This window comes from Belliella pelovolcani (genome assembly GCF_900156785.1).
Lineage (GTDB): Bacteria > Bacteroidota > Bacteroidia > Cytophagales > Cyclobacteriaceae > Belliella > Belliella pelovolcani.
This window is the reverse complement of record NZ_FTOP01000005.1, coordinates 86502-99401: the sequence shown is the minus strand read 5'-3', so window position 1 is coordinate 99401 and position 12900 is coordinate 86502. Positions and strand designations below refer to the sequence as shown.

Here is a 12900-nt window from a genome sequence, read left to right as displayed (position 1 = left end):
TGATTTTGTTTTCTTCGATCTTTCGCATGATCTGCGTTATCCCGAAAGGGATCGGGACAAGTTCCGTGTGCTATCCTTATGGAACACTGGAATGTAATTTCAAAAATAAAGCTTCCTATCCCTGATATACTCCTCCACTTTTTCATGAAGCAGGTATCGAACGGAATGGTTTGATTTGATAGAGTCACGGATAAACGTCGCCGAGATATCCATCAATGGCGCTGCTACAAATCTCACATTAGGATGCTCAAGGCTAGGTGATTCCCCGGGTCTAGGGTATACATAGAGTCCATAATGCTCGAGTATCTGCTCGTGATTTTTCCACTTATGAAAATGTGTCAGATTATCACCTCCCACAATCAATTTGAAGTCGTGCTGTGGGTGTTGTACGGAAAGATAAGTGAGTGTGTCGATCGTATAACTTGGCTTGGGCATGTGGAACTCCACATCGCTAGCCCGAAAAAAGAAATGATCGGCGATGGCGAGCTCTACCATCTTTAGCCGATCATGTTCATGAAGTAATGTTTTTCTAGCTTTGAAAGGATTCTGAGGGCTGACCACAAACCACACCTCATCCAAATCAGTCTGATCCTGCATCACATTGGCAATAATCAAGTGTCCAATATGAATAGGATTAAAAGATCCGAAAAAAAGCCCGATTTTCAAAGTTATTTTGCTAAGAATTCACCTACCATTTTCTCTGCTTCTGCAAATGACTTTTGCATGTCATCATTGACAATGGTCACATCAAATTTGTTCTCAAAACCCATTTCGAATTTTGCCTTGTATAGCCTACGTGATAGACTCTCCTCGGACTCAGTCCCTCTATCCTTCAATCTCTCTGTCAATACATCCATGGAAGGAACCTTGACAAATATGGCTAAAGCCTGATCGCCGAAGTATTTTTTGAGATTGAGCCCACCTTTGACATCCACATCGAATATCACATGTCTACCGGAGTCCCAGATACGTTGGATTTCTTCTTTCAATGTGCCGTAGAAGTTGCCTTCATAGACTTCTTCCCACTCTATAAATGCGTCTTGATCTATTTTACTTTTGAATTCCTCGGGGCTGAGGAAGTAATAATCTTTTCCGTTTTGCTCGGCTCTACCACGCTTGTCCCTAGTGCAAGCGGATATAGAAAACCCCAAATCTGGAAACTTACTGATTAAATGTCGGACAATGGTCGTTTTGCCCGAACCTGAAGGAGCTGAAAAAATAATTGCTTTTCCTGATGACATATTACTTACTTTATCTCTTCGATCTTTTGGCGGATATTTGCTACCAGTTCGGAGGGAACCTCATGCTTGGTGCATTTATTCTTAAGCACCTCTTTGATCGCTTGCTCTAGGTGATAATGCTCAAAACAAGGCTGGCATTTTGCCAATTTAGACTTGAGAATCTCTTGTGAGTCTGGAATATTCGCTCCATCTAGGATGCTTTCCAGCAATTGAAAGCACTTACTCACATCAGAGCATTGCAGCTTCCTTTCTCCTGAACCTTCCAAATTATTTTCCATTGTACTTTAATCTAGGGTAATCTTTACTATTATTTTTTGAAGGAAATCTATTCTTCCTCATCTGTTTTATATCCCATATTTTGCGCATAAGAACGCAACTTGTCTTTCAATAAGTTCCTCGCTCTGTGTAACCTAGATCTCACAGTCCCAATTGGGATATCAAGAATCTTGGCCATTTCCTCATAAGTGAAGCCTTCCAAATCACATAAAATAATCACTGTACGAAAATCTACCGCTAGGCTATTCAGTGCATTGGAAATCTCGTCCCCTAGCATATCCTTCAAGGAATCTACGCGAAGATCTGAGGTCATCTTATAGTCAACATCCTCAGAGTTGTAATAAGTTTCCACCTCTTGATAATCTACCTTGGCGGGCTGCTTACTCTTCTTGCGGTAATCATTGATAAAGCTATTTTTCAAAATCCTGAACAACCAAGCCTTGGCATTGGTGCCCTGCTCAAAGGAATTGATGAAACGGTAAGCTTTAAGATAGGTGTCCTGCACAAGGTCTTTGGCATCATCCTCATCAAAGGTAAGCCTGTAGCCAAAATTGTACATGGAATCTATATGAGGCATAAACTCCTCATCGAAGATCCTATTTTTTTCCTGCTCGGTATATTTTTTTCGCTGCACTTCAGACATAAGACTCAAAAGTAAGCATTGAGGTAAATTATAGCTAATTTTTTTGAAGAAAGTAAAAAGAGCTATTTCAACAAATAGACTAAGGCAAAACTATTATTGTCAATTAACAAGTCCTGATTTTTAAGATTGATATTATTGGATATTGGTAGATATTAGGATATTTGTCAACTGAAACACCCAACTTTAACCTGCTAGATCAAACAATGTAATGCTTCTGATCAAACTTATTTCTTACCTTCCTTTAAGTGTGTTGTATGTATTTTCGGATTTACTTTATCTGATTGGGTATTATTTGATCGGGTATAGAAAGAAAGTGATCAGAGAGAACCTTTTACATGCTTTTCCAGAGAAAACTGATCAAGAAAGGACAAAGATCGAAAGGGAGTTTTTCAGGAATCTGACAGATTCTTTTGCTGAAATCATCAAGATGTACACGATTTCCCAAGAAGAATTGGCTCAAAGAGTTCAGATCGAAAATGCGCACATTCCGTTAGACCTTGTCGCTAAAGGTGAAGTTGTAGTAGGTATGACAGGGCATTTTTTCAACTGGGAGATGCATTTGCTACACATGATGGCCAATGTCAGTACGCAATGCGAGGTAGTGTACCTCAAAGTAAACAGTCCTTTTTTCGAAAAACTGATGAAAACCATCCGAAGTAGATTTGGTGGAATGCTGGTAGAAAGAGCGGCATTTCAAAGGGAATATCTAAGAAATAGAAAAGTACCACGCTTGATAGTACTGGCTGCTGATCAAAGGCCTACAAATGCAGAGATTCGCTACTGGGCGCCTTTTATGAATCGGGAGACGATTTTCTTTGAGGGAGCAGAAAAACTCGCCAAGCGGTTCGATCATACCGTGATCTATTCTGATGTACGCAAACCCAAGCGTGGACATTACATCTTCACCTACAGCCTGATGGATACACCCCCTTATAAAGAAGCTGCTGATCATAGTATTACAGATGAATTTATCCGACGTACCGAGCAGACCATCCGCCACAGCCCAAGCCTATACCTCTGGAGCCACAATCGTTGGAAGGTCAGTAGGTAATGGAAATGGAACGCCAATGACGCGGATAGAACGGATAAACGCTGATCTTTTTTACCTGCGACCATCTGCTACATCTGCGCCATCAGTGTTCTACCTATCCGCGATCATCTACCAAATCTGCGTCATCCGCGTTCCATTAAAGCCAAAAAATCCATTAACTTTGAAGCTTGTAGAATGGATAGATTAAGAATGGATTACCTCAAAGGACTCAACCCCCCACAAAAAGAAGCTGTAGAACATACTGATGGACCTGTGATGATCATCGCAGGCGCCGGATCGGGCAAAACAAGGGTACTTACTTACCGAATTGCCCATCTGATCCACGCCAAAGGTATTGACCCTTTTAATATCCTTTCCTTAACTTTTACCAACAAGGCTGCTGCTGAAATGAAGCACAGAATCGAACAACTGATAGGACTGGAAGCACGCAACACTTGGATGGGGACTTTTCACTCTACTTTTGCCAAAATCCTCAGAGTAGAAGCAGAAAAATTAGGCTATCCATCTAACTTCACCATCTATGACACTGATGACAGCAAGTCACTCATCCGGTCCATCGTCAAAGAAATGAAGCTGGACGACAAAGTCTACAAACCAAACACAGTACTTTCTCGGATTTCCGGAGCAAAAAACAGACTGATCTCTTGGGAGGCCTATCTCAATGACCCATACATCAAAGCCGATGATGAATCTGCCATGAAGCCTCGTATGGGAGAGATCTACAAAACCTACCAAAAGCGCCTCTTCAAGTCCTCTGCCATGGACTTTGACGACTTGTTATTCAATACCAACGTCCTTTTCCGAGACCATCTTGATGTCTTGAACAAATATCAACAAAGATTCAAATATGTGATGGTAGATGAGTTTCAGGATACCAACCTCTCCCAATACCTCATCACCAAAAAGCTCGCAGCAGTTCATCAAAATATCTGTGTAGTTGGAGATGATGCACAGAGCATCTATGCCTTCCGTGGTGCAGATATTCAAAATATCTTGAATTTTGAAAAAGACTATCCCGACCTTTTTGTGGTCAAACTAGAGCAGAACTATCGCTCTACCAAAAACATCGTCCAAGCTGCCAACAGCATCATTGCCAAAAATAAAGCGCAACTTCAAAAAAATGTCTGGACTCAAAATGCTGACGGAGACATGATCGAACTGATCAAAGCGAGCTCTGACAATGAAGAAGGCCGAGTGGTAGCTACCACAATTTTTGAAGAAAAAAACAACAAAAAGCTCAATAACAGCGATTTCGCCATTCTCTACCGCACCAACTCTCAATCGAGATCTATGGAAGAGGCATTGAGAAAAATGAATATCACCTATAAGATCGTCGGTGGACTTTCATTTTACCAGAGAAAAGAAATCAAAGACTTGATGGCTTACCTCAGATTTGTCGTCAACAAAGACGACGAAGAGGCCTTCAAGAGAATCATTAATTATCCAAAAAGAGGCATAGGTGACACTACAGTAGAAAAAATGCTGGTGGCTGCCTACGAACACGATATCCCACTCTGGGAAGTGATGACCAATGCCAATAGCTTTCTATCAGGAAGAGCTTCCAATGCTGTGGAAGATTTCACCACCATGATCAAAAGCTTTGGGATAGAAATGGAACGGAAAGATGCTTTTGAAACGGCAAGTTCTATAGCCAAGCAATCGGGCTTATTGAGAGACCTGTATGAAGACAAGACCATCGAAGGTCTTAATCGCTACGAAAACGTCCAAGAATTGCTCAATGCCATCAAAGAATATGTCGACAATCCTGAGAATGAAGACAAGTCATTGGGTGCATTCCTACAAGAGATCGCGCTTTTGACTGACAATGACAGGGATAAGGACACGACAGATTCCGTGACTTTGATGACGATTCACTCCTCAAAGGGTCTAGAATTCAAACAAGTCTTCGTGGTCGGCATGGAAGAAGACCTTTTCCCATCCCAAATGATGATGCAGAGCAGGGAAGATTTGGAAGAAGAAAGGAGACTTTTCTATGTAGCAACGACCAGGGCCATGGACAAGCTTTACCTCACATATGCGCTCAGCAGGTACAGGTATGGGCGATTATTGAACTGTGAACCTAGCAGATTCTTGGAGGAAATCGACCCTAGCTGTATCAAAGTCAACAAGCGCATGACTGCATCCCCAGCAGGAGCCTTGAGAAACGAAGGAAGCGAAGGCAGAAATGGATTTATCGGGATCAAAAAAAACCCAGCCATGCGCCCTCAATCTACCGCCAAGGTACATACACCAAGTCCAGACTTCAAACCTTCCAACACCAACAACTTGGCCGTGGATATGCTGGTAGAGCATCCGAAGTTTGGTTTTGGAAAAGTTTCGAAGATAGAAGTCGAAGGAATCAATAAAAAAGCGACGATACAATTTGAGAATTTTGGAGAAAAAACTTTATTACTTAGCTTTGCGAAGCTTCGGATAATAGACTGACTTGCTCAGCATTAAAAAAAGAACCCAAACTGAAACCATATTTTTTGTACCTTCAAGGAGGCGAAGCAAAAAGGTTTGGTTATGAAACAAATTGAAGACAACAAAAACACAGTCATTTTGAAAGAATACGGAAAGAATATCCAAAGACTGGCCATTCACATTGCCGGAATCGAGGATAGAGAGAGGCGCACACAGAGTGCCTATACTTTGGTCGAAATTGTAAAACAGCTCAATCCTTCTCTCAAGCAAGAAAGTGATCAGAAGATCTGGGATGACTTATATATCATGTCCGATTTCACTTTAGATGTAGATGGCCCCTACCCGATGCCAGAAAAAGAACTATTGGGCAAAAAACCAAACCGTATAGGTTACCCGGTCGGGGAAGTGAAGTTTAAGCACTATGGTAGAAACATCGAAAAACTAATCGAGAAGGCCGTAGAAATAGAAGATGATGAAGAACAGGAAGCGGCCATCATCTATATAGGTCAACTGATGAGAAGTTTTCATTCTACTTGGAACAGAGATAATTTTGACGATCAGATCATTTTGGACGACATCAAAACCCTTTCCAAAGGTAAGCTGCACATTGATTTTGAGAAGGTAAAAGAAATGGGACTTTTTGAGACCAATACCAGAAGGGATTTCAAAATCCCAGTAGAAGCTGAGAGCAGTGGTAACAATAGAAGGAACTTCAGCAGCAACAGAAGAAGAACTAATAACGGAGGATTCTCCAAAAAAAGAAGGTAAATGGCTTCATTCAGAGTAAAAGGAGGATTGAAGCTGAAAGGTGAAATCACTCCACAAGGAGCAAAAAACGAAGCGCTACAAATTCTTTGTGCTGTATTATTGACTCCAGAAAAAATCACCATCAACAAAATTCCTAACATCCGCGATGTCAATAAGCTCATTGAGCTTTTGGCTGACATGGGTGTTAAGGTGGAAAAAATTGGACCAGAATCTTATACTTTCCAAGCTGACAAAATCGACCTGAAGTACCTAGACACAGAAGATTTCTTGAAAAAAGCATCTTCCCTAAGAGGTTCGGTGATGATCCTGGGGCCATTATTGGCAAGATTTGGGACAGGTAGGCTATCCAAGCCAGGAGGGGATAAAATTGGCCGTCGAAGGATGGACACTCACTTCACAGGTTTCCAAAAACTTGGAGCGGAATTTCACTACGACAAAAAACGTGAAATCTATCATATCGATGGCAAAAACCTTCAAGGAGCATATATGCTGCTCGATGAAGCTTCAGTGACAGGTACTGCCAATATTGTGATGGCCGCAGTGCTTGCCAAAGGCAAGACTACGATCTACAATGCCGCTTGCGAACCCTATCTGCAACAACTATGCGACATGCTCAACCGCATGGGAGCAAAAATCACTGGAATCGGCTCTAACCTATTGAACATAGAAGGCGTCAAATCGCTCAAAGGAACAGAGCACACGCTACTTCCTGATATGATCGAGATTGGATCTTTTATCGGCTTAGCAGCGATGACCCAGTCCGAAATCACCATTAAAAATGCTCAAATCCACAGATTGGGAATTATTCCTGATACTTTCCGAAGAATGGGCATCAACTTAGAATTTAGAGGTGATGATATTCATATTCCAGCACAGAAGCATTTCGAAATCGAAACTTTCATCGATGGCTCGATTTTGACCATTGCGGATGCGATTTGGCCAGGATTTACCCCAGATTTATTGAGCATTGTTTTGGTGACGGCAACACAAGCCAAAGGGACAGTTTTGGTACATCAAAAAATGTTTGAAAGTCGCTTGTTTTTCGTGGATAAGCTGATCGATATGGGCGCACAGATCATCCTTTGTGATCCACACAGAGCTACTGTAATTGGACTGGATAGAAAATACCCACTGAGAGGTATCCGCATGACTTCGCCTGATATCAGAGCAGGAGTTGCACTATTGATAGCTGCGCTCTCAGCAGAAGGTACTTCAATCATCGATAATATTGAACAGATCGACCGAGGTTACCAATACATTGATCAGCGATTGAATGCGTTAGGAGCAGATATAGTGAGGATTGACTGAAATGAAAAAAATATCTCAAATATTAAGCTTAATCAGTTTTGCGCTATTGATCTCTTGTGCTTCCTCAGAATCAGACATGACTACTCCACAAAAAGTAGCTGCAGCATATGGATTTGACAAGTTCGAAAACCTCAACTCCATCGCCTATACTTGGAATGTCCAAGCTGGAGATGTGGTCCGGACCCGAGACTGGCAATGGAATATCAAAGAAAGAACAGTCTACTATGCTGATGCTGACACGAGTTATACTTATAGCTTAGATTTACCAAAAGACGAACTTCCAAGAGCGGATGCTGCATTTATCAATGACAAATACTGGTTGATGTACCCTTTCCAACTGATTTGGGATACAGGCTATACTTTTGAAGAAGAGGATGAAGTCTTAGCCCCCATTTCTGGAGAAAACAGCACCAAACTCACCATCATCTATAACAATGAAGATGGTTACACTCCGGGAGATGCCTATGATCTTTATTTAGATGAAAAATACATGATCAAAGAATGGGTTTTCAGAAAAGGAAATGGTGCAGAAGGGCGAGCCTTTACTTGGGAAGCTGAGCGAGTATTTAATGGGGTCACTTTCGCCACAGAACATTTCAATGCAGATGGAGTGAAGTTTATTTGGTTTACCGATATCAAAGTGGATTAATTGATTTCGGTAGAACAATTGAATCAATCTTCACCATTTCATCCATTGATAAAACCAAGAGTTACTTTTAAAGTCCTAAAAAGAAAAAATGGCCCAAAAAAAACTTCCCCAAAACGCTATCATATTGATCATAGCTTTGGGGAAGTTCACCTTCAAATTTTTGTCTACACTTAAATTAACCTCCAAATTACGTCACAAATTAAGTTAGGGATACTGTGGTCTATCAACCGTGGACTATTGAAGATTTAATAAGCAATTATAAAGTCACAAAACTGATTCCTATATTAAAGTAAACTGCATTCCCGAGATTGTTGATCATGCCGTATTGCTGCTGTCCAAAGAAACCTCTGAAAAACTCTCGGCTACCTTCCAACTCGTCAGCATTGAAGGTGTAATCTATCCTATAACCTGCCTGAACATTCATCCAAAAAGGTCCCGATAACTGTTTTTGATACTCCAGCCTCGGTCTTAATTCACCCCTTCTGATTTCGTAGCTATTATTCCCTACTGAGAACTGATCAATTCTATAGGATTGCCCTTCGAGCTCGTAGCCAAACAACAAAAGAGAAGTCTTACTGAAATTGTATCTACCATGGGCTCTCGCAGGAAAGAGGATTTCTGTTCCCCATTTCCTATCTGCACTTGTTACATCATACATCACTACTGGAACATAATTTAGATTACCCACTCTGTAAGTTCTAGCAAGGCCAAGCCCCCAACGCTTATTTTCACTCACACGCTTAGCATACACAGCCGCTAAGCTCCACCTCACTGTATTGAAAGGTTGTAAATTCCAGCCATAATCTCCGCTCATGTCAAAAGAACCTTGAAAGATGAAGAAATTTTGTTCACTGATCGGTACGAAGAAGGTGTTGGTCCAATTCAAATTGTTTAATCCTCTTTCGTCCAAGATTGTAGCCAAGCCAGTTCCATTTCCCTGGTTTTCTATATCAGTAATACTGTAGCCTGTTCGCATATAATTAATACCTGTCTGCCAGACCAAGTTACTTTTGGATATCACCGGAATATTTGAATTGAAGCGAATACCACCAGTGAAATTCACTCTCCCAGTCTCAGAAACAGGAGCATCCTCGTCTACTCCCCAACCTGAATTTCCACTAGCGGGAAATCTCGTTGCAGAAAGATTCATGTTGTAAGGTAACTGGCGATCATAAGAAAGACTCAAAAAACGTGTTGGACTCATGCCAACTATTGTTGGTTTTGCAAATCGCTTTACTTTGGTATCATCGACCAATTCAAGATCTCCATAGATATCCCAATCCTCGTCATCATCGTCTTGCGCCAACAATGGAAAAAGCCCTGTCAATAACAGGGCAATACTTGCCAATAGGAGTTTGATCTTCATAACGGCTGAATTAATTGACTTTTAATCTTCTCCAAGTATCAGATCTCCCAAAGGTCTTGACACCTACATAGCCTCTGATATCCAATGTGTTTTCATCCTTCATGGTGATCACAGAACTGTAGGTATTTCCTGTCTCAGGATCATAAATAGTACCTTCTTCCCACACTCCTTTTCCTTTATATTCAAAATCCTTCAGCATTCTGTAACCTCTCAAAGGCACATTTTTCATACTCTCATCGGAGTTGTTGACATCTGTTTTTGGCTTGCCAGTCTCTGGGTCGTTTGGCTCTTTTAGCCATACGATTCTACCATAGTATTTACCATCGATGTTATCGATCTTCACCCTAGCTTTGCCATTACCTGGCTCCCATACACCGACGATTGCGTCAGCATCTTGCGCCATTGCGAAAGTTCCTGTAAAAAGGAATGCGATTATTGCGATTAATCTTTTCATAGTTATTTTGAGTTTATAGATGATTATTTGATTCCTAATTCAAATTTGACTTTTAGCGAAAATTCAAGATTCTCCCAGAATTCTTCTTCCAATAGATCAAAATCCCCCACAAAGGTGATTCTACCATCTTCAAAAGCTTTCGCCAAATTTTCTTGTTGATCTGCGATATTTAAATAAAAAGTCTCGCCTTCATTGATACTTCCCTCGAAAAGCCCCACGCGTGTCATGGAAGTGTTTTTAGATGTCACTTCAAAAACCATTTTCTCCAATGCTGGGCTACCCTCTGACGGCTTCAAGGTCACTTCTACGGCAGACACCTTTGCCTTTGAAACCTTTCCTTCGACTTCACCAAGCAATTGATTGATATCAAATTCCCAAGTTGCAGTGGCTGAGTTAGCGCCTTCAAAGAGCGGCCCCTCAGCGGAAAGTTGCATTTCGGGTGTTTCAATTTCAACAGTAGTCAGGTTGCCCGAACAAGCGGACAAGGCTATGATAGCCAAGATGCTGAAAAACAGCTTTTGGAAATGATTTTGCATAAGTAACATGTTTAGTTTTACGAATCAGATCTCATAATGATTCAAAACCAAAATTATTCCAGTTTTTAACCACTTACAGAAAGACTTGTTACAGAAATCTGATTATTTGGATATCTTGTGTTGACAAAAGAAACACAGAATACTTAGAATCACAACCATGAAAACCAAACTTCTTATTATTTTCTTATTGATTGCTCCTCTGTCAGTTTTCTCTCAGAATCTTGATCCTATTGAACAAAAGCTCTTAGAGCAGATCGAAAAAAACTATGAAGAGACGGTCAAACTTCTGGAAGAAACTGTCAATATCAATTCAGGCACTTTCAATTTAGAAGGAGTCAGAGCAGTAGCTAAAGTATATGAAAGGGAGTTTGCTAAAATCGGTTTCCAAACTGAATGGGTTACACTTCCAGATTCATTGAGGAGAGCAGGACATTTTGTAGCCACTAGAAAAGGGTCACAGGGTAAAAAATTGTTTTTCATAGGTCATTTGGATACGGTGTTTGAAAAAGACATGCCATTTCACCCTTTCACCATGGTGGACGAAAACACCGCCAAAGGACAAGGAGTGAATGACATGAAGGGAGGAAACGCTATGATTTTTGCTAGTCTCAAGGCTTTGCATGAATTGGGTTTATTAGAAGATAGAACGATCACTGTTTATTTTACAGGTGATGAAGAAAATGCCGGCAAACCTAGCTGGGTCAGCCGATTAGATTTTGTAGAAAGAGCCAAGCAGCACGATGTCGCGTTAGGATGTGAAACCGCACAAGGCTTCAATATTGCTACCGTTGCCCGCAGAGGTGCGTCAGGATGGACACTCAAAACAACAGGTAGACAAGTGCACTCTTCGGGTGTTTTCAAAGAAAATGCAGGCTATGGTGCTATCTATGAAGCTGCTAGGATTTTGAATGAATTCAGGGTGCAACTATCGGAGGAGCAATACCTTACTTTCAACCCTGGTCAATTTATTGGAGGATCTGACATCAGCTATAATTCCGAAACGGGTAAAGGAGAGGCACTTGGTAAGACCAACATTGTGGCAATAGAAGCCTTAGTAACAGGTGATTTAAGGTTTTTGGGAGAACCACAAAAAGAAGCCGCAAGAGAAAAAATGCGAGGGATAGTAGGTCAAAATCTCAATAGAACTACCGCTGAGATCACCTTTGAAGATGGGATTCCATCCATGCCTCCTACTGAAGGGAATATGGCACTAGTTGACATTTTGAATCAAGTCAGTATGGATATGGGTTACGGGGAAGTGAAAGCTGGAGATCCAGGGTCTAGGGGAGCAGGCGATATTTCTTATGTAGCTGAATTCTTAGACTGTATAGACGGAATTGGTGCCTCTGGCTCAGGCGCACATTCACCAGCTGAGACCATCAATATGAAGCAATACCCTGACTTGATCAAGAGAAGCACTTTGTTTGTATATAGGTTATTGAAGTAAAGTCTACATTCTAAATTTTACTAAAGAAAATATCGTTTGAAATTCAAAACTAAAGCTTACCTTTCAGGATATTATTTATATGCTATGAAAAAGCTTTTCGTCATTCTATTCTTTTTACCCTTCCTTTCTTTTGGTCAATTTTCCAAAGGAACAAAATATCTGGGAGGGTCCGTTTCTCTCGAGACCTATAAATATGATACTGGTGCTGGAATGACACCTTACAACTTGTTTTTTTCATCACACGCTCATTTAGGGATATTTTTGAATGAGTCTATTGCCATTGGCCCAACAATTAATTTTAACAGAACCAAAATCCCAACTATTAATCCTGCTACCAATCTATTTGAAGAAAGGAGAAGTAATAGTTTGGCAGGTGGAATTTTTATCAGAAAATTTTTCCCAATTACAGAAATATTTCTTTTCAGTTTAGAAGGAAGCGCTATAATTGGACAGATCAATAGGGACTCTATGTCACAGTTTACTGAATCAAAAAGCACCATTTATAATTTCTCCATATTTCCAGCATTTATGTTTTTACCGAATCAAAAATGGGGATTTGATGCAAATATTGGGACTTTTAGATATGGAGCTAACTATAGAAACCCTTTCTCAGAGGAAAGAAATTTTGAAGCTAGGCTGGGACAGGTTAATCTAGGTATTAAATACTTCTTTGGGAGATCAAACTTGAAAAATTAAAGAAGCTAGAGGTCGCAGATATACCTGCAACCTCTAGCATT

The 12900-nt window shown here is 40.7% G+C and carries 14 protein-coding genes; 7 read left to right on the top strand and 7 right to left on the bottom strand.

The features are described from left to right. Positions 1-99 precede the first annotated feature (99 nt). Genes nadD through BW935_RS07415 form a run of 4 tightly spaced genes read right to left on the bottom strand, consistent with a single transcriptional unit; the run spans position 100 to position 2160 of the window. Positions 100-666: a nicotinate (nicotinamide) nucleotide adenylyltransferase gene (gene nadD, locus BW935_RS07430; RefSeq protein ID WP_076500094.1), complete on the bottom strand. Its 567-nt coding sequence runs from the start codon at positions 664-666 to the stop codon at positions 100-102. Between the two features lie 2 nt (positions 667-668). Beyond that, positions 669-1241: a guanylate kinase gene (gene gmk / locus BW935_RS07425; protein ID WP_076500092.1), complete on the bottom strand. Its 573-nt coding sequence runs from the start codon at positions 1239-1241 to the stop codon at positions 669-671. Between the two features lie 5 nt (positions 1242-1246). After that, positions 1247-1519, bottom strand: a complete 273-nt coding sequence (locus tag BW935_RS07420; protein WP_076500090.1) for a mycothiol system anti-sigma-R factor — start codon at positions 1517-1519, stop codon at positions 1247-1249. Positions 1520-1566: 47 nt separating this feature from the next. After that, positions 1567-2160, bottom strand: a complete 594-nt coding sequence (locus BW935_RS07415) for a sigma-70 family RNA polymerase sigma factor (RefSeq protein ID WP_076500088.1) — start codon at positions 2158-2160, stop codon at positions 1567-1569. 208 nt (positions 2161-2368) lie between these two features. Between BW935_RS07415 and BW935_RS07410 the strand changes: the two genes are divergently transcribed. The 5 genes from BW935_RS07410 to BW935_RS07390 all read left to right on the top strand — a co-directional run bounded on the left by BW935_RS07410 (position 2369) and on the right by BW935_RS07390 (position 8360). Next, a complete protein-coding gene (locus BW935_RS07410; RefSeq protein WP_076500086.1) occupies positions 2369-3211 on the top strand; it encodes a lysophospholipid acyltransferase family protein in 843 nt (280 codons plus the stop codon). Between the two features lie 189 nt (positions 3212-3400). After that, positions 3401-5656, top strand: a complete 2256-nt coding sequence (locus BW935_RS07405) for an ATP-dependent helicase (RefSeq protein WP_076500459.1) — start codon at positions 3401-3403, stop codon at positions 5654-5656. A gap of 81 nt (positions 5657-5737) precedes the next feature. Further along, complete coding sequence (locus BW935_RS07400) at positions 5738-6403, top strand: DUF4290 domain-containing protein (protein ID WP_076500084.1); 666 nt, start codon at positions 5738-5740, stop codon at positions 6401-6403. Then, positions 6404-7711, top strand: a complete 1308-nt coding sequence (gene murA / locus BW935_RS07395) for a UDP-N-acetylglucosamine 1-carboxyvinyltransferase (RefSeq protein WP_076500082.1) — start codon at positions 6404-6406, stop codon at positions 7709-7711. 1 nt (position 7712) lies between these two features. After that, complete coding sequence (locus BW935_RS07390; protein ID WP_076500080.1) at positions 7713-8360, top strand: hypothetical protein; 648 nt, start codon at positions 7713-7715, stop codon at positions 8358-8360. 256 nt (positions 8361-8616) lie between these two features. On the opposite strand, the gene BW935_RS07385 is transcribed toward BW935_RS07390, so the two are convergent. Genes BW935_RS07385 through BW935_RS07375 form a run of 3 tightly spaced genes read right to left on the bottom strand, consistent with a single transcriptional unit; the run spans position 8617 to position 10716 of the window. Continuing rightward, positions 8617-9726 carry a DUF6268 family outer membrane beta-barrel protein gene (locus BW935_RS07385; protein WP_076500078.1) on the bottom strand — a complete coding sequence of 370 codons (1110 nt, stop codon included), beginning with the start codon at positions 9724-9726 and terminating at the stop codon, positions 8617-8619. Between the two features lie 10 nt (positions 9727-9736). Beyond that, on the bottom strand, positions 9737-10180 hold the full coding sequence (locus tag BW935_RS07380; protein ID WP_076500076.1) for a DUF2147 domain-containing protein: 444 nt from the start codon (positions 10178-10180) through the stop codon (positions 9737-9739). A 23-nt stretch (positions 10181-10203) separates the two neighbouring features. Then, the gene (locus tag BW935_RS07375; RefSeq protein WP_076500457.1) at positions 10204-10716 is read right to left on the bottom strand and encodes a hypothetical protein; all 513 of its coding nucleotides are present in this window, start codon (positions 10714-10716) and stop codon (positions 10204-10206) included. A gap of 157 nt (positions 10717-10873) precedes the next feature. Between BW935_RS07375 and BW935_RS07370 the strand changes: the two genes are divergently transcribed. Beyond that, complete coding sequence (locus BW935_RS07370; RefSeq protein WP_076500074.1) at positions 10874-12163, top strand: M20/M25/M40 family metallo-hydrolase; 1290 nt, start codon at positions 10874-10876, stop codon at positions 12161-12163. Between the two features lie 84 nt (positions 12164-12247). Next, positions 12248-12859: a hypothetical protein gene (locus BW935_RS07365; RefSeq protein ID WP_139325516.1), complete on the top strand. Its 612-nt coding sequence runs from the start codon at positions 12248-12250 to the stop codon at positions 12857-12859. Positions 12860-12900 lie beyond the last annotated feature (41 nt).